Genomic DNA, 15,507 nt, shown 5'->3' on the forward strand with positions numbered 1-15,507 from the left:
AAGGAGTGGTTTTTTTGTCAGGTCGCATCAAAAAATTAGAGGAAAAAATCGCAAAAAGAGAACAACGAATTGAAAAATTACAAGACAATTTGAAAGACGAAAAAAGTCGATTAGCTACAGATAAAGAACTACTGTTTAATCTGAAATATAGTGAAGTGTTAAGACGGCTGCAAGAAACAGGAGTAAGTCCTGATGAAGCACTAAAGGCAATTGATAATGAAGTAGAAAAAGGCCAAGTTGGAACTGATGTGAAAGAAGATAACCAAAATAACAGTACTAAGCGAGAAGGAGCTCAAGGTTATGTTCAAACTTACTAGACGATTGTTTTTCACAACATTATTAATGGGTTCACTGTCATTCGGTAGTGTTTCCAATTTAACATACGCAGAAGAAAATAAATCTGAAACACAAAAGGTAACAGAAAATAAATCCGTAGGAGAGCCACCTTCTGGACCAGATGTTAAGGGTGAAAAGAAAGAACAAGAAGTCGAAGCTCAAACACCTGCAAGTGTTAACGGAAAAAAAGTTGATGGTACAGGGACAGTTACAGACTTTACAACAAGCGGTTCTAAAGCATTTTATACAATCACCGATAAAGATAGTAATGTATTTTACTTAATTGTGGATTTAGATAAAACCCAAAATAATGTCTATTTTTTATCAGATGTTAAAAAGACAACACTAGATGGTACTGCAAATGCTAGTAAAGATGGTACAAGCGCTAAACCGAATGTACCAAATCAGAAACAAGCAGAAGCTGAGAAAACAAATACTCAATCTGCAACAGAAAAACCGAAAGAAGAAAGTAACAACAATTCGTTTCTTCTAATTGTATTATTGATTGCTGTGGTTGGGGTTACTTTATATTACTTCTTAGTTATGAAAAAGAAAAAGAATCAAACCAAAACAAATGAAGATGAAGAAGTAATGGAAGATGATTACTATGAAGATAATTTTGAAGATGAAAGAAAGAAAAATAATAAGGAAGATTAGTAAATGCTGATTAAAGCCTATATAAAGAAGCATATGTTTCATCTTCCTACTCTTAATAATCAGATATTAGAAATGCAAGTTGTACAGGCTTTAAATATAAGAATTGATAAATCAAGAATTTCAAAGCTATATCCTCTTACAAAAATAGAAGATAATGAAAATATTTTAATCGAAAAACAGCAAACAAATATCTTCTTACTAAACTTATTACTTTTAGTGTTAAATCACAATAAAAAAAACATTGCTGTTCAAGAGTATTACAATGACGAATGTATTATTTCAAAATTAGAAGAAGAAACAAATTTAGAATTAAAAAATATACCCTTTGGCAACTTAGAAAAAAATATTATGGCGTATTTAACTTCTTCTAATCTAGATGAGTCCTCTGAAGTAATCGATATGCTAGATCAAATGATAAAAGCAAACGAAAACAAGGAGGATTCAGCTCTTGAAAATGTTGAGTTTAGTTTTGATTGGCTAGAAAAGGCACAAAAAGAATTAAACAGAAGGGATTAATCATATGTGGGAAAAGTCAAAGCGGGTTTTAGTAAGTAGTGTTCTATCACTTTCTCTAATAGGTAACACAACAGTCCTTGCTACTGTAAATAATCCTACACAAACAAAAGAAAATGAAAATATTGCTCGGAATTATTTGAAAGTGAGCTATGAAGGTAAAGTTTTATTCCATGAACTAATACCATCCAAAACGATGATCCAAGTGCTAAATGAAAATAATGATGTAGTTGAAAGTACGGTATTAACTAGTGATAAAGACATGAACCTTGAAAAACCGAAGGTTAGTAATGGGAAAATGTTAAGTTACTGGTCAATTGAAATGAAAGATGGAAAATTACTTATTAAACCAGTCTCAACAACTAAAGAGGAATTTTCAGTGAAATTCTATGTTAAAGATGTAGGTGGAAATTTATTAGAAAATCATGCGCAAATAAAAGAAGTAGTGAAAAGTGTTACTAAAAATACAAAAATAAAAGATGTTTTACCAGATATAAATCCAAGCACAAATTATAAATTTACAGGGTGGTTTGAAGCAGTAGATAAAGGTGATGGAAAAAAGGTAGAAGAAAAACTACAAGATATTGATAATAAAAAAATTACCGATTCTAATGGTGAATATTACGCTAAATTCTTCTCTGATTTTAATAACAATGGGATTGACGATAAAACAGAAGAAATTACGGTGAATTTTGTAACAAATATAGAAGAACAAATTGCACCTGTAAAATTAAATATCGGTCAAAAAATTAAAGCGCCTAAACTGTCTAATAAAGACAAGATTTTCATCGGTTGGTATACAAATGCTGAGTTAACAAATAAATTTAGCAATGACAACTTAAAAGATTCCATTACTCTTTATGCAAAATGGGAAAACGCTGAAAAAGTAATCACTGAATCTGAGAAAAAACCAATTACAGATAAAGATGTTTCAGATCAGGTTGAAAAGATTTTAAATGAACGTTTTAAAGAATTACAAGAAGCCCAAACCAACACAGAAAAACCTAACGAAACTACAACCGAGGTACCAAATAAAGAAACAACGGGAACAACAGAGAAACCTAACGACAGCAAAGGTACAGCCACAAATAGCAATCAAAAATCGGATGCAAACAATGCAAAAACTAATAATGGTAATGTTATTCCCCCTACAAATAATCCATGGGGAGGTTCGATGCAAAACGATACTAAGTTAAAAGATTATTTAACTTCAAACAGTTCAAATAATAATAAAGTTGGCGTATACACTGAAAAAAAATACGTGTTTAAAAATAAAAATATTGGCGAGAAATACATGGTCAAATTTTTAGATGCAAGTGGCGCATTTGTTTCTAGCCTAACGCTACCTTATGGAAGAACAATTAAAATATTAGATGAAAACGAAAATTCTCATGAAGAATATGCGGTTCGACAAGATACCACAATTAACCTGGATACAGAAAGATACATTAATAAAGGTTCAACATTTTTGGGACTGGATACACGAACCGTACAAGTGAATGCAACAGAAATAACAGAAATATATCCAACTACCGCAAAGAACAACTCAAACAGTTTTTTATACAAAAAAGATGAAAAAAATAACCAAAAGAAAGATTCAAACAATCAAAATATAATAATCACATTAATTACAGTTGCGGTGATCTGTATCATATTAGGAACATTTTTATTCTTCAAAAAGAGAAAAAAGAAAGAGAAGAATCAAGAACAAAACATTAATATGTAAAAGGCGGTAAAGACTATGTTAGATGTATATATTGTTATTCAAGTAGTATTACTTTTGATAGGCTTACCCCTTTTAATAAAAGGCGGTTTAAAACTTATCAAGTATTATAAAATAGATGTTTTACTATCTATTCTTATAAAAAATGAATTACCAAATACAAATAAAGAAAAGGGGAAAAAATAATGCAATTTTTCAATACTGGTGTAGATGTATTACAAAAATTAGTTATCTTAATCGGTGCAGGTTTAGGTGTATGGGGAGTTGTAAACTTATTAGAAGGTTATGGTAATGATAACCCAGGGGCAAAGTCACAAGGGATGAAACAGTTTATGAGTGGTGCTGGTATTGTTTTAATCGCAACGTTACTCGTTCCTTCATTAAAGGGTTTATTTAGCTAAGTCAAGGTTACGCAAAAAATAGATAGGGGGAAAAAATAATGCAATTTTTTAATACTGGTGTAGATGTATTACAAAAATTAGTTATCTTAATTGGTGCAGGTTTAGGTGTATGGGGAGTTGTAAACTTATTAGAAGGTTATGGTAATGATAACCCAGGGGCAAAGTCACAGGGGATGAAACAGTTTATGAGTGGTGCTGGTATTGTTTTAATCGCAACGTTACTTGTTCCTTCATTAAAGGGTTTATTTAGCTAAGTTAAAGTTAAACAAAAAGAGGGCGAGTAAAATTACTCGCCCTTCCTTTATATATAAGATTCATAAAAATAGAACGGTAAAATCCATGGTAACACCGCTAAAATAGGCGTTCAACACAGTACAATTTAAAATGTTAAAGAAGGAGTATTACAATGGAAAAAATCAAGGAAAATAAAGCTTATATTATTCTTGGTGTAATTTTGTTTATTCTATTAAATTACCTTTTTTATTACTTTAGGGTAACTTTTGAAGGTAATACACTTGCTGCATTTGATTATTTGTTTTCAGAACCGCAATATCTCTTATACGCTTTTCCTTTGTCTTTTGACGTTATTGACTTGTTCGTCCCAATGTTTACAGTAGTATTTGCTGTATACGTTGTGATCGACAAGAAAAATAATAAAAAGAAATATAAAAAAGGTGCTGAACATGGTTCAGCGCAATGGGGTAGTGTTCAAAAAGATTTGAAAAATATGTATGACGAAAATGACCAATATAATAACATTATATTTTCAAAGAATACAAAGCTTAGATTAGATGATAAAGATGCTCCCTTTGATGTACGACGTAATAAAAATGTGACAGTAATTGGTGGGTCTGGTAGTGGTAAAACACGATTCATAGTTAAACCAAATATGCTACAGATGAATGCTAGTTTTGTAGTTACAGATCCAAAAGGGACGATTGTTAATGAACTAGGTATGGCATTAAAAAATGTAGGAAAATATAAAATTAAAATATTTAATACCATAAACTTTTCAAAAAGTATGCGATACAATCCATTAAAGTATGTGTACAACGAACAAGATATTTTAAAACTTGTTAATACTATAATGGCGAACACAGAAGGAGAAGGTTCAAAAAAAGGGGAAGATTTTTGGGTAAAGGCGGAAAGACTACTATATCAGGCGTATTTAAGTTTAATCGTTTCAAAATTCCCTAAAGACGAACAACATTTAGGAACATTAATTGATTTAATTTCATATTCAACGGTAAAAGAAGATGATGAGGACTATAAAAATCCTATAGATTATCTTTTTGAAGAATTAGAAAAAGAGGATAATACTCACTTTGCTGTAAAGCAATATAAATTATATAAAAACGCTGCTGGTAAAACAGCAAAAAGTATTTTAATCTCTTGCGGTGCAAGGTTAGCTCCATTAAATATCCCTGCACTTCGTGATTTAATCTCAAAAGATGAATTAAACCTCGATACACTTGGAGATCAAGGGCGTAAAACAGCATTATTCGTTATTGTACCTGATACAGATTCTACTTTTAATTTTATTGTATCTATAATGTATTCACAGCTGTTTAACATGCTTTGTACAATTGCAGATGAAAAACACAGAGGTTCATTACCAACTCATGTACGATTTATACTAGATGAATTCGCTAACATTGGATTGATTCCAAACTTTGAAAAATTAATTGCAACAATCCGTTCACGTAACATTTCAGCAACCATTATTTTACAAACGCTCTCACAGCTGAAACCAATTTATAAAGACAGTGCTGATACAATTATTGGTAACTGTGATACGTCTATTTTCTTAGGTGGAAAAGAAAAGTCAACAATTAAATCTTTAAGTGAAGAACTTGGAAAAGAAACAATCAATGACTATAACGAAAGTAAAACACTCTCCAACAATGATAGTTTTGGGCAAAATTACTCAAAATTAGGTAGAGAATTAATGACACAAGACGAGCTGTTAACAATGGAACGTGATACCTGTATTGTCCAAATAATCGGTAAAAGACCATTTAAAGATAAAAAGTATGATTTACATCAGCATCCACGATACAAATTCCACTCGGATGGAAAAAAATATTGGTTTGATATTGATAAGTATTTAGAAGCTCTTAAAAATCCAAAGAATCAGCAAAAAAGAAACATACCTAGTAATCAAACAGATCAACCAGAAGAACTAAAGCTAACAATTACAACTACCAAAGGTAGCCTCGAAATATAGTACACTTACAAATTTACTTGTAAAAATAATAGGGCTAATATTATAGAGTACTGTTCCTTATATTCAGTACTGCAATATTTGTACTTAGCAAGGTTGCTTTTTTCTTTATACGTAAAATCGTTGCAAAACAACAAAGATATACTGTGATTTGATTATTCCTTAAATAGCAAAAAGAATTCTGGGATTCTAGAATTCTTTTTATTAAATTAATAAGGTATGTTATTTAATTATTGAACTTGTTTCTTTTTTATTTAATTGAAATTCCTATTGTAATCTCGCCTGTATACCTTCTTAATATGCGCGCTTCTGTAACCCCCTCGTAGGCCTCAAACACCTTCTTAAATACATATCTGTAGTTCTAATATAAAAGGACTTAACCTCACCTAAGTAATCGTTGTTTAGGTATTAACCCCTAATCTTGCAATGGTATCCGTTAGCTTCCAAGACTTCATAAAACTTGATTTTCATTTCATATATATCAAATATTGATAACTTTCATTCCAAGAAGGGCAGTAAAAAAGGACTTCCCAAATTGGGAAACCCTATTTCAATAACATTTTTTAATCACTTCTTCTGCTTCTTCAATTTGTTCTTCCATTTCTGCATCTGGATGTCTCAAGTGCAATTCTTTCAGGAACTGTATAAAAGAATCTGTTTTAAATTCATAAGCTACCTCCTCAAATAGTTCACTCAAAAAATACAGTTCTTTACTTGATCTTTCTTCTAGGAACTTTTCGGTTTCGCTTTGGTTTTTAGAAAGAATTTGAGTCATTTCTTTCCACCATTCATCAAGTGGGCTCATCCCAGCACCGTGGTCAGCTACTTCAATTCGATTAGAAATGATCTCTTTAGCTCTGGACCAATCCATATTATTTATCTCCTAACTCCCCAAAACTGGGCAAACCTACTTTCAAAACTCGGATCATTTCTTATCCTTACTCGCTGCAATCATCTTCTAAACTTCTGGATTTCTCTAATTGTTTACATGTGGCTTTTATCTCGGCCCTGGTTCTCCGCCATGTCCTCTTTAGTATCTGTTGTTATAAGCTTTTTGGATTGTGTTTTGAACACATGAGGTAGATAATATAATTTCTCTTACAATACAAAATCTGTATTTTTAATACATTAAGCCTAATAACAGATTACTTGCTACGAACCATAAAATAAACTCTTTAAATCATATAAAATACTAACATTTGTTACCAAAAACTATAAAAATAATATGTTTATAGCAAGGGAATGCATGTAGATCGATCTATACTGCATTCCCTTATTCTATGTATACTATCTTCTCATTCTCCTTTCAATTAAAATAGAATTTTGCAATCTCTACTACACCAAAAGTACAAATATTAATATATTTATATAACTATCATATAGAGTCACATGCAACTTTTTCTCTGTTTATGGGGCCCTTACGTATTAATAAGGACCATTTTTTCATTAAGTGTTATATAAAATCTTAATATATGATTGTAAAAATAATTAGTTAAGTGTTAAAATTACATATATACTCCTTAGGGAGTTCTCATATAATTAAACAAGAGTTTAAAAATTCTCGAATCTTAGCCCCTTGGAGCGCCCTTCAAGGGGCTGTAACAATTAAAATATCGTTTTTGTTCACTTTTTTGATACATTTATGAAACATTCATGTATTATCTTCAATACGTTCTTTTCTTTTTATAATATCGTGTGAGATATACCAATACAGAAAGCCCTAGACCCCCTAATCCTAGGGTTTTTTAACTATGCACTTTATTATTTTCACCTACTTCTTAAATTTAATATACATAATATATAGATATTAACGTTACAATACCTTTGTGAAACATCACGTGTTTCAAATACAACATTTTTTGATGACCTCTTATCTTTCCATAAGAGTTCTTTTTTTAATAACCAATTTGTTTAAATTCACCTTAATTAACAACTATTTTTCTTAATATTAGAATTAATAATTATATAATACAATTAAACTATTTGTATGAGAGGTGATTTTTATGAAATGGAACCCAAAAAACAATCCACAGTATCTCTTTTACCGTATGTATAGTTATATTTATACAGCCCTTGATGATATATCATGGTCTTTAAAATAATTTAGATTGTTATGAGGAAACATTACTATAAAATAACGCTTTTGTTTAATTTATAGTATAAAAATTCATTTTCATAAGGACTTCCCTTATATGCTATACTCATTCATAAATAATTGTATGAGGAATGTTAAAAATGAATGATAGATCGTCAAGAAAATGGAAAATTCTACAAAAGTTAAGAGAACTGAAAACAAAAAATAGAAACGATACAAATCCTTTGTTTAATGAATGCCTTGAATCCCTAGGAGACGAAACTCTCATTTTCTCTCAGGAAAAAAGCCAACAGATTGCTACTACTTTAATGAATTTATTTCCTATAACTATCTCGGGAAGAATAGATTGGGAACAGATAGACAATAAATTAATAGCTTCAAACAAAGAACAGCTAATTTCCCTTATTAGAGCAAAACAACTAGATTTTAATGAGCAGATTTTTATATTATGGGATAACTATGAAATCCCTGTAGTAAGTACAAATCTCAATACAGTATTCCAATCACTAGTTGACGTTGATGCGGTCAGTTTTTATTACTGGCTATTAGATAAAGAATATAGATTCGTAATTGAAATAATCGATGAAGAATTGATTATGGTTGGGTTTCGCTAATACTCTAGGTATATTTCCTCATTCTGCAGTTCTACAAAATTCAAATTTCATTTTAATCAAATACTTCAATCACATGTAAAAGTTACGTAAAGATTGCTATGATTCAATCCTTCTACCCTAGAAACGTTATATAATCAAATCACAAACAATCAGGTTTGTACCTTTCTGTACGACATAACTCTTTGCTAGGAGCAAATCCTAGCCTTTTTTATTTAATCCCCCTACTTCCAAAACTATTTAGTACACCAACTTCTCCTCTAAAACCACTATCCACAGGTCCAATTACCACGCTTAACTTTTTATTACGCGTCATAACGCTATACCTCCTAATCCAAATACATTATCTCTTCTAAGGTTCTATCCGAAATATAAGTAGTAATAATTTCTATCTTTCCTTAATTCTCTTTAGGCATTCCTGTAGCTTCGCTCTCGGACTTCGCCTCAAACCGACGAATCTTCCACTTTTCATCTTCATTTTAAAACTCTACTAGAGAACGTCATAACGCTATTACGCTTCGAAAATTTGCTCACGGTATTTGTTTCGATATAATCAAAACCCCCAATTACCCCCTCCAGTTTTAGTTGATTCATGCCTCTACTCCCATTGGACGAGATTTAATTTTGTTCTTATCTGCCTGATCCATGATTAATGCGACAATTTCTAATTGATGCCTTCCTAGCTCTTTTGCTATTTTAAGAATATCTTTATCCTAACCCCACATTTTTTCATAATTGAATCACTTCACTTTCATTAATCGCCAAGTCCAACTCTTCTAAAGCAATATATAAGTTACGACGCAATTTCTTCATGTACCATCCCTGCTGTAAAGCCATTGTGTAATTCTCCTCCTCTAAATCCCTTCCAAATATCGGGATTTCATTTCCCCTCCAATTGTAATTGATGAATTTCTCTTAGCTCCGCCATAACGCCATGACATCTTCTCTCCAATTCTTCAGAGCTGCGATTCCCTGCTTCGCAAATACACGGTGCAAATTTGATAGCAGCCTCAAAATCGTTCTTAATTACTTCCTTTCCTTCTTCACAGAATGGGCAATATGTAAGTAATGGAATACGCCATAAGGCTATACTCGACTTTATAAAACAACAGTACAACATTCTTACAAATAGCGATGAAAACTACATTCATGAAGTACATGATCCTCAGGTTGCTGAAATAACCGCTAAAACCGCTAAACGTTTGGGATTACAGCCAAAGAAACTAGGTTTATTTATGAAGCAGCAGTTCAAATGGATGCTTTTAGATAAATTATAGACCTAAGTCATATTTCTCAATATATAAAACTAATTAATGTGGGAAAATAATATTTGGATGGGATTCCAATACATATTATTACAATTAAAGCGGTTCAAGTTGAAGAAAGGCACCTTTTGGTGTCTTTTTTTATGAGTAAGAGATAAAGCCTAGATACTTATAAAAATAGGTCACAAGACTCAATCACGGACTGAAAATTCTAAACCATCTTTTTATTCCCTTTCGACATAATATGACAATATCCATATATATAATTTGTTATTATTAACTTGGCAATCTTACATTTTACATAATTGGAGGAACAAACGTGGGAAAGATATTTAAGTTTGGATGCCTAGGAATTATAGCTTTATTTGTAATCGGAATAATTGCTATGGTTGCTGGTGGTGGAGATTCAACAGAAAAAACTTCAACAGACAGTAAAGCAGTATCAAAAGAAGGTGTATCTTCTGATGTAAAAATCGCTGTAGGATCTATGGAAACAGTAGATTCTGTGGGTAATGAATATACAAAAGAACAAGCACAAGGTGTCTTTAAAATTTTAGAAGTTACACTTACTAATAGCCAAAAAGATGCTATCACTGTTGATGCTAATAGTTTTAAGTTGGTAGATAACAAAGGTCGTGAATTCACATATTCAACACAAGGCCAAACATCTTTTGACTTAGCTAATGGTGGGAAAACTGACTTCTTCTTAAAACAATTGAATCCTGGTCTAACACAGACAGGTAAAATTGTATTTGATATACCAAAAGATGCTGAAGGACTTTTCCTAAAGGCTAGTGGCGGTATGACAGGTAAAGAAATTAATTTAAAAGTAGAATAGTTGAAGGCACTCGAAAGAGTGCTTTTATTTTTCCTCAATGACCAAAATTTCTTCATGCGGTAAAATAATATTTGGATGGGAGTCTAATGCATATTATTAAAATTAAAGTGGTTCAAGTTGGAGAAAGGCACCTTTTGGTGTCTTTCTTTTATTTTCAAAAGGACCTGCTCAATTAATTCTTAAATACATAAGGTAAATTAAACCCATTAAAAAGCATGGAATGAACCCTAGTTTTAACCTCTTATCTAAAGGAGGCACTAATATTATGGGATATGGTGGTAGTTGCGGCGAAGGCTGCGGTTTTGCCGGAGGATTCGCTTTACTCGTTGTACTCTTTATACTATTAATTATTATCGGATGCAGTTGCTTCTGCTAAAAAAACTATTGGAAAAGACACTCTTATATGGGTATCTTTTTTGTATATTAAAAACCCACCTATTTCTGTAGATGGACTAAATGTAATTTTGCACAATTAAACTATAACAAAATCATTTATATCTAAAGTGATTAAATTTAACTTAATAACCCTAATACCTTAATAATCTCAATTGTTTTATTATCATTTATTTTAAAATGAAGCCTTTTCCCTATACGTTCACTAATTACAATATTTCCAGAGGTCAATTTACGCAAATGTTGTACAATCAAATCTTCTGTAATTTTTGTTTGCTTACTTAAATCAGAAACTGACAACGATCCATATGTAACCAATTTACAAACAATTGATAATCGAGTAGAATTCCCTAATAACCCCAAAACTTTTATACTTTCTGTATAGAAGCTAAAATCCATATGAAAAGCCTGTAACAAATCTTCAAACCTCCTAAAATAAGACAGATAACAACCAAAATATCTTAACATAAAAATAGTAAAAAGAACCCCAAAATATACCAATTGTTCATTGAGAAAAATGATACTTGAATGGGAGTCCAATACATATTATTAAAATTAAAGTGATTCAATTTGGAGGAAGGCACCTTTGGATGTCTTATCTTTTGTACATTATATCTATTACGTGCTCATTGATTTTTTATATGCATTTGATATAATTACTGTATTAGTATTATAGTAATACCTTGTGTATATAATAAAAGAAGAGATGCGCTAACATCTCTTCTAGTAACTGCTACCGTCAGGGTGGTGGTTATATCATTTATTTTTTACGAAACCCACCCTTTTGCTTCCGACGGCGACGAGGAGTGGGTTTTTTGTTATCTTTTTCTAAAATTTGTTTCCTAAAAACATACGCAGAAATTTCACGTACAATGGCTTTCACAAATTCTTTCAGAAGCTCAAACAAAAACTCCATAGGTATATCACCCCCTTTCCTTCCAAATGGAAAGAAGGGATAACCAATCACCCTCACAATATACAGTTAATTCTATTCTATCATACTAGTACAATCCCACCAATATAAAAAAGACTACCATTACTGGCAGTCCTTTTTGGGTAGTTTTAGAGATTTTCATTATAACATATTAATATTTAAATAATAAATATACATTTCCCCAAGATACTATGAATTTTTTATAATTCTTGATTTCTCAATCTTCGTTGCATGATCATATAATAATTAACAAATAACTTTAAAATTATTAATTCACTAGATTATTAGAAAAAGATGGTATCCATCTAATTATTTGGTAAAATATAGATATCCATTTAAGAAGGTAAAATTAATATAGATCAACTAAATAACGTAAAAAAATGTTTTATTGCATAAAAAAAGACTCCATTACTGAAGCGCTCAAAAATAAAATAAAATAAGTAAACGAATTAAAACAAATAACAGAATATTTAACTATATAGATAAAATATAAAAAAATCTATATATAATAAACATTACATGTATATACCCTATTTATTGATGCTATAATAAGTTTACTCGATGATTGTTATATTTTTTTTGGTTTTTAAGCAATACAAACACCTTCTTAACACCAAGTGTACAAGTAAAAGGAGACATCTTAGGGTGTTTTTTTTTATGCATTAAAAATCCTCACCATCCTATGAAAATGGTAGGGCCTTTAAAACAAATAATAATTGCAACTATATTAACTTTACATTACATTAAGGTTAGAGAATATCATACTAATAAAGTGCTAAATAGTAGGTGGGGAAAATGGAATTTAATAATTTGGGTATTACCATTAAAGAACTTAGAATTAAAAAAAATATATCACAATCCGAATTATGTCATGGAATATGTTCACAAAGTCAAATTAGTAAAATCGAAAAAGGTGTGATTTATCCATCTAGCGTATTGTTATATCAATTATCAGAAAGACTTGGTATTGATCCAAATAATATATTTGCACTAACTCAAAACAAAAAAATAAAATATGTAGAAAATGTAAAATGTGTAATAAAAGATTGCTTAAAGCAAAAACAATATAAAGAACTTTATGAAATAGTGAAAAAAGAGAAAGATGAAAAAAATTTCCAAACAAAAGAAGATAAACAATTTCTACTATGGCATGAAGCAATTGCTATATTTGTGGTAGATCAATCAATAAAAGCGGCTTTAGATTTTTTAAATAACGCATTAAAACTAACTGTAACTAATGTTGATTGTTTATCAGAAAGAGAAATAGATATTATGCAGACAAAGGCTATATTTTATGGGGCAAATAAAGAATATGAGAAAAGTATTAATATATTAAGAAAATGTTTAACTAACTATAATAAGTTAGATTTCCCTAAAGATAAAGAAATTAAATTAAAAATTATTTTCAATTTAGCAAAAAATTTAGGTCATGTAAATCAACACGAAGAGGCAATAAAATACAATGATATGGGCATCAAACTAGCTATAAATCTAAATACTTTATATTTATTAGGTGAATTATACTATGGAAAAGCTTGGAATTTATTAAAACTTAAACAATATAATGAAGAAGATGTTGCTGATAACATGAAAACAGCATTATTTATATTTAAATTAACAAAAAATGAAAGCAAATTACAAATAATTAAAAAAGAATATTTTGAAAACGAAAATAACCACTCATAATTTCTTAAAAACTACTTACAAAGCTCACAGGAAAAGTCCCTATAGTTTATTAAAATTAAAGTGGTTCAGGTGGGAGGAAGGCATCTTATGGTGTCTTTTTTTAAATAAAAAATGTCCTACATTTTTATATTTTAACCTCACCACATTCCACCCTTACCAAAGAAATAAGCTCGTAATCCAAGCGCAGCTCCCTTATCTTTTTCATACCTTTAATATACAAAGTTAGAGTATTCCTGATTTCCCTTATGGATAAACTCCCATTTAGATTGCAGGCGATGCTGATGTTCCTGGTGCATGTACTAATAGATATTCTCCTTTATTAGTTCAGTGAAGTCTTTATCAATAATGCCAGAATGTCCTGTAATACCGTAATTAGAGTCTGGTGTAATAACAATGTCACCTTTTTGCACCCAATCATCTGGTATGTTCCAAGATGAAGTTACTGTTCCAGCACGTTCTACGCCTTGCTTTGGATTCTTTTGTTTTTCTGCTTCTTTTCTTAAAAACTTAGCTTTTTTTTCTTCTGTAGGTATTCTTACAGCTTGTATCATCAAGCCCTTGTGCTTTTAAGGCAGCTCTTGCTTCCGCAACTCTTTGCTGAGGTGTTTTATCTGGTCCGATATCATTTTCATTTTATCCTAACGCCTGAAGTAGAGGTTCCCTTTTTTCATTGAACTCTTTTTCAGCATTAAGTGACATCAATTTCTGTCCCAAATACGTACCGACTAGATAAAAATCTCCCTGCTCTGTCTTTTTTCCATTGGAAAAATATTAAACTCAGCTTTAGGAAATAACCTAGATTTTTCTCGTATCGGTGTCCAACCAAATTCTTTTACTTTCCTGATAAATGGATGATCACTATTCATAGACATATACCATTCCACATACCCTTTATCTTCACAATATCTTGATCTTATTTTTCTCCTAAAGAAATCAGCAAACTTTTTTACTATCACTTGTGACTTATGAGTAAATTGAAAGTAACCTCCTGATTCATAACCATTACGCCATACCATACCTAAAGCCTCTGAAAATGCATCTGTTTTAATAAAATCATCAATCCAATTCTTTTCTATAAGATTATTAACCATAGAATCTTCCCCTTATATTTTATCATTCTAATCAATTGCAGAATAAAACAATATCCATATAAACAAACTGTATAATTTCACGTACTATATCCAATATGTAAAACCAAATTCAGCAATAAAGCATATTCTAACCATCCATTCCCTTATCCTCTAACCAAGTAAGGAATAAATCCCTTATTTATTCCTCTATCTTAGTAAGTCATTCCCCCAAGAGCTAAACAATTTCAAGTTTTTCATCTGTTCTTCGCGATTAAACTTGACTAAAGGTCTTGAGGTTTTTATCATGTGGGAATGTTTAAGGAAAACGGCTGGAAGGCAGATTTATCCCCTACTTTGAAAGATCACAAAAAAGTAATCAATCAAAATAGATGGATAAGCGTCTTAGTTTTCGCCATGCGGTCACTTATAAGGTATCCGTATGTATAGACCCTGCTCACTCAGCGATTTTCACCGCATACATCCTTTTGCTATGGCTTGTCCTTGTAATATCGTCCCTACAAGACAAACTGAATGTATTCCCTAGCACCGTAATGCTAACGATAACCACCCGAACCTTTTAGGGATTTGTCCCTGGGCAAGTTCTCGCCCTCCCTCACCAGAAGAACAGGATTCCAATGAGGGGTGCTGTTTTTGTAGGCGTATACTCTGTACCCCCTGCACGACCAACAGCTAGCCACGCCATAACACGTTCCCGCTAAATGTATAGCAGCACGGAATTACGGCTTATCAGTTTTTATTTA

Annotated in this window: 18 protein-coding genes and 4 pseudogenes; 13 read left to right on the plus strand and 9 right to left on the minus strand. The window is 31.1% G+C overall.

What is annotated here, in order from left to right; translation table 11 throughout:
• Nucleotides 1-5 precede the first annotated feature (5 nt).
• The 8 genes from AC241_RS31130 (at nucleotide 6) to AC241_RS31160 (ending at nucleotide 5,857) form a co-directional block, all read left to right on the plus strand.
• The gene (locus AC241_RS31130) at nucleotides 6-317 is read left to right on the plus strand and encodes a hypothetical protein (protein ID WP_225989865.1); all 312 of its coding nucleotides are present in this window, start codon (nucleotides 6-8) and stop codon (nucleotides 315-317) included.
• On the plus strand, nucleotides 301-993 hold the full coding sequence (locus tag AC241_RS31135) for a CD1107 family mobile element protein (RefSeq protein WP_050845614.1): 693 nt from the start codon (nucleotides 301-303) through the stop codon (nucleotides 991-993). Before AC241_RS31130 ends, AC241_RS31135 begins: the two co-directional genes overlap by 17 nt.
• A gap of 3 nt (nucleotides 994-996) precedes the next feature.
• The gene (locus tag AC241_RS31140) at nucleotides 997-1,509 is read left to right on the plus strand and encodes a hypothetical protein (RefSeq protein ID WP_050845615.1); all 513 of its coding nucleotides are present in this window, start codon (nucleotides 997-999) and stop codon (nucleotides 1,507-1,509) included.
• Nucleotides 1,510-1,513: 4 nt separating this feature from the next.
• Nucleotides 1,514-3,232: an InlB B-repeat-containing protein gene (locus AC241_RS31145; protein WP_050845616.1), complete on the plus strand. Its 1,719-nt coding sequence runs from the start codon at nucleotides 1,514-1,516 to the stop codon at nucleotides 3,230-3,232.
• 15 nt (nucleotides 3,233-3,247) lie between these two features.
• Nucleotides 3,248-3,415: a hypothetical protein gene (locus AC241_RS35055; RefSeq protein WP_196303455.1), complete on the plus strand. Its 168-nt coding sequence runs from the start codon at nucleotides 3,248-3,250 to the stop codon at nucleotides 3,413-3,415.
• On the plus strand, nucleotides 3,415-3,630 hold the full coding sequence (locus AC241_RS31150) for a Maff2 family mobile element protein (protein WP_050845617.1): 216 nt from the start codon (nucleotides 3,415-3,417) through the stop codon (nucleotides 3,628-3,630). Before AC241_RS35055 ends, AC241_RS31150 begins: the two co-directional genes overlap by 1 nt.
• A 38-nt stretch (nucleotides 3,631-3,668) precedes the next feature.
• Nucleotides 3,669-3,884 carry a Maff2 family mobile element protein gene (locus AC241_RS31155; protein WP_050845617.1) on the plus strand — a complete coding sequence of 72 codons (216 nt, stop codon included), beginning with the start codon at nucleotides 3,669-3,671 and terminating at the stop codon, nucleotides 3,882-3,884.
• 152 nt (nucleotides 3,885-4,036) lie between these two features.
• Nucleotides 4,037-5,857: a VirD4-like conjugal transfer protein, CD1115 family gene (locus AC241_RS31160; RefSeq protein WP_050845618.1), complete on the plus strand. Its 1,821-nt coding sequence runs from the start codon at nucleotides 4,037-4,039 to the stop codon at nucleotides 5,855-5,857.
• Between the two features lie 547 nt (nucleotides 5,858-6,404).
• Here the strand turns inward: AC241_RS31160 and AC241_RS31165 are convergent.
• Nucleotides 6,405-6,725, minus strand: a complete 321-nt coding sequence (locus AC241_RS31165) for a hypothetical protein (protein WP_050845619.1) — start codon at nucleotides 6,723-6,725, stop codon at nucleotides 6,405-6,407.
• Between the two features lie 1,364 nt (nucleotides 6,726-8,089).
• Between AC241_RS31165 and AC241_RS31170 the strand changes: the two genes are divergently transcribed.
• Nucleotides 8,090-8,563: a CDI toxin immunity protein gene (locus AC241_RS31170; RefSeq protein ID WP_050845620.1), complete on the plus strand. Its 474-nt coding sequence runs from the start codon at nucleotides 8,090-8,092 to the stop codon at nucleotides 8,561-8,563.
• Between the two features lie 238 nt (nucleotides 8,564-8,801).
• Here the strand turns inward: AC241_RS31170 and AC241_RS35555 are convergent.
• From AC241_RS35555 to AC241_RS35565, 4 pseudogenes are all read right to left on the minus strand, one after another.
• Nucleotides 8,802-8,894, minus strand: a pseudogene (locus tag AC241_RS35555) (dUTP diphosphatase); the annotation flags it as partial.
• Nucleotides 8,890-9,154 (minus strand): annotated as a pseudogene (locus tag AC241_RS35560) (hypothetical protein). The pseudogenes AC241_RS35555 and AC241_RS35560, both read right to left, overlap by 5 nt.
• Nucleotides 9,151-9,397: pseudogene (locus AC241_RS31180) on the minus strand (helix-turn-helix domain containing protein). Before AC241_RS31180 ends, AC241_RS35560 begins: the two co-directional pseudogenes overlap by 4 nt.
• Nucleotides 9,354-9,587, minus strand: a pseudogene (locus AC241_RS35565) (hypothetical protein). Before AC241_RS35565 ends, AC241_RS31180 begins: the two co-directional pseudogenes overlap by 44 nt.
• Here AC241_RS35565 and AC241_RS31185 point away from each other — a divergent pair.
• The 3 genes from AC241_RS31185 (at nucleotide 9,559) to AC241_RS34095 (ending at nucleotide 11,039) form a co-directional block, all read left to right on the plus strand.
• On the plus strand, nucleotides 9,559-9,837 hold the full coding sequence (locus AC241_RS31185; protein WP_050845621.1) for a hypothetical protein: 279 nt from the start codon (nucleotides 9,559-9,561) through the stop codon (nucleotides 9,835-9,837). The pseudogene AC241_RS35565 and the gene AC241_RS31185 overlap by 29 nt on opposite strands.
• Nucleotides 9,838-10,144: 307 nt before the next feature.
• Nucleotides 10,145-10,663 carry a DUF4352 domain-containing protein gene (locus tag AC241_RS31190; RefSeq protein WP_050845622.1) on the plus strand — a complete coding sequence of 173 codons (519 nt, stop codon included), beginning with the start codon at nucleotides 10,145-10,147 and terminating at the stop codon, nucleotides 10,661-10,663.
• Nucleotides 10,664-10,928: 265 nt separating this feature from the next.
• The gene (locus AC241_RS34095) at nucleotides 10,929-11,039 is read left to right on the plus strand and encodes a YjcZ family sporulation protein (RefSeq protein ID WP_000540371.1); all 111 of its coding nucleotides are present in this window, start codon (nucleotides 10,929-10,931) and stop codon (nucleotides 11,037-11,039) included.
• 137 nt (nucleotides 11,040-11,176) lie between these two features.
• On the opposite strand, the gene AC241_RS31195 is transcribed toward AC241_RS34095, so the two are convergent.
• Entirely contained in the window at nucleotides 11,177-11,455 is a 279-nt protein-coding gene (locus AC241_RS31195; RefSeq protein WP_050845668.1) for an ArsR/SmtB family transcription factor, read from the minus strand.
• A gap of 361 nt (nucleotides 11,456-11,816) precedes the next feature.
• Complete coding sequence (locus tag AC241_RS35060) at nucleotides 11,817-11,972, minus strand: hypothetical protein (protein ID WP_196303456.1); 156 nt, start codon at nucleotides 11,970-11,972, stop codon at nucleotides 11,817-11,819.
• 813 nt (nucleotides 11,973-12,785) lie between these two features.
• Here AC241_RS35060 and AC241_RS31200 point away from each other — a divergent pair.
• Nucleotides 12,786-13,676 (plus strand): helix-turn-helix domain-containing protein, encoded by an 891-nt coding sequence (locus tag AC241_RS31200; RefSeq protein ID WP_050845623.1) that lies wholly within the window; start codon nucleotides 12,786-12,788, stop codon nucleotides 13,674-13,676.
• Nucleotides 13,677-13,975: 299 nt separating this feature from the next.
• On the opposite strand, the gene AC241_RS35570 is transcribed toward AC241_RS31200, so the two are convergent.
• Together AC241_RS35570 and AC241_RS34540 are read right to left on the minus strand one after the other, a co-directional pair.
• The gene (locus AC241_RS35570) at nucleotides 13,976-14,227 is read right to left on the minus strand and encodes a hypothetical protein (RefSeq protein ID WP_050845624.1); all 252 of its coding nucleotides are present in this window, start codon (nucleotides 14,225-14,227) and stop codon (nucleotides 13,976-13,978) included.
• A gap of 174 nt (nucleotides 14,228-14,401) precedes the next feature.
• Nucleotides 14,402-14,767 (minus strand): hypothetical protein, encoded by a 366-nt coding sequence (locus AC241_RS34540; RefSeq protein WP_230690655.1) that lies wholly within the window; start codon nucleotides 14,765-14,767, stop codon nucleotides 14,402-14,404.
• Between the last annotated feature and the right edge of the window lie 740 nt (nucleotides 14,768-15,507).

The organism is Bacillus thuringiensis (assembly GCF_001182785.1).
Classification (GTDB): Bacteria; Bacillota; Bacilli; order Bacillales; family Bacillaceae_G; genus Bacillus_A; species Bacillus_A thuringiensis_S.

What these genes read in the sequence shown, in the direction of transcription:
- AC241_RS31165 (WP_050845619.1), bottom strand. Translation starts at nt 6,725, where the DNA reads ATGGATTGGTCCAGAGCTAAAGAGATCATTTCTAATCGAATTGAAGTA.
- AC241_RS31195 (WP_050845668.1), bottom strand. Translation starts at nt 11,455, where the DNA reads ATGGATTTTAGCTTCTATACAGAAAGTATAAAAGTTTTGGGGTTATTA.
- AC241_RS35060 (WP_196303456.1), bottom strand. Translation starts at nt 11,972, where the DNA reads ATGGAGTTTTTGTTTGAGCTTCTGAAAGAATTTGTGAAAGCCATTGTA.
- AC241_RS35055 (WP_196303455.1), top strand. Translation starts at nt 3,248, where the DNA reads ATGTTAGATGTATATATTGTTATTCAAGTAGTATTACTTTTGATAGGC.
- AC241_RS31135 (WP_050845614.1), top strand. Translation starts at nt 301, where the DNA reads ATGTTCAAACTTACTAGACGATTGTTTTTCACAACATTATTAATGGGT.
- AC241_RS31155 (WP_050845617.1), top strand. Translation starts at nt 3,669, where the DNA reads ATGCAATTTTTTAATACTGGTGTAGATGTATTACAAAAATTAGTTATC.
- AC241_RS35570 (WP_050845624.1), bottom strand. Translation starts at nt 14,227, where the DNA reads ATGATACAAGCTGTAAGAATACCTACAGAAGAAAAAAAAGCTAAGTTT.
- AC241_RS31160 (WP_050845618.1), top strand. Translation starts at nt 4,037, where the DNA reads ATGGAAAAAATCAAGGAAAATAAAGCTTATATTATTCTTGGTGTAATT.
- AC241_RS34095 (WP_000540371.1), top strand. Translation starts at nt 10,929, where the DNA reads ATGGGATATGGTGGTAGTTGCGGCGAAGGCTGCGGTTTTGCCGGAGGA.
- AC241_RS31145 (WP_050845616.1), top strand. Translation starts at nt 1,514, where the DNA reads ATGTGGGAAAAGTCAAAGCGGGTTTTAGTAAGTAGTGTTCTATCACTT.
- AC241_RS31170 (WP_050845620.1), top strand. Translation starts at nt 8,090, where the DNA reads ATGAATGATAGATCGTCAAGAAAATGGAAAATTCTACAAAAGTTAAGA.
- AC241_RS34540 (WP_230690655.1), bottom strand. Translation starts at nt 14,767, where the DNA reads ATGGTTAATAATCTTATAGAAAAGAATTGGATTGATGATTTTATTAAA.
- AC241_RS31140 (WP_050845615.1), top strand. Translation starts at nt 997, where the DNA reads ATGCTGATTAAAGCCTATATAAAGAAGCATATGTTTCATCTTCCTACT.
- AC241_RS31150 (WP_050845617.1), top strand. Translation starts at nt 3,415, where the DNA reads ATGCAATTTTTCAATACTGGTGTAGATGTATTACAAAAATTAGTTATC.
- AC241_RS31200 (WP_050845623.1), top strand. Translation starts at nt 12,786, where the DNA reads ATGGAATTTAATAATTTGGGTATTACCATTAAAGAACTTAGAATTAAA.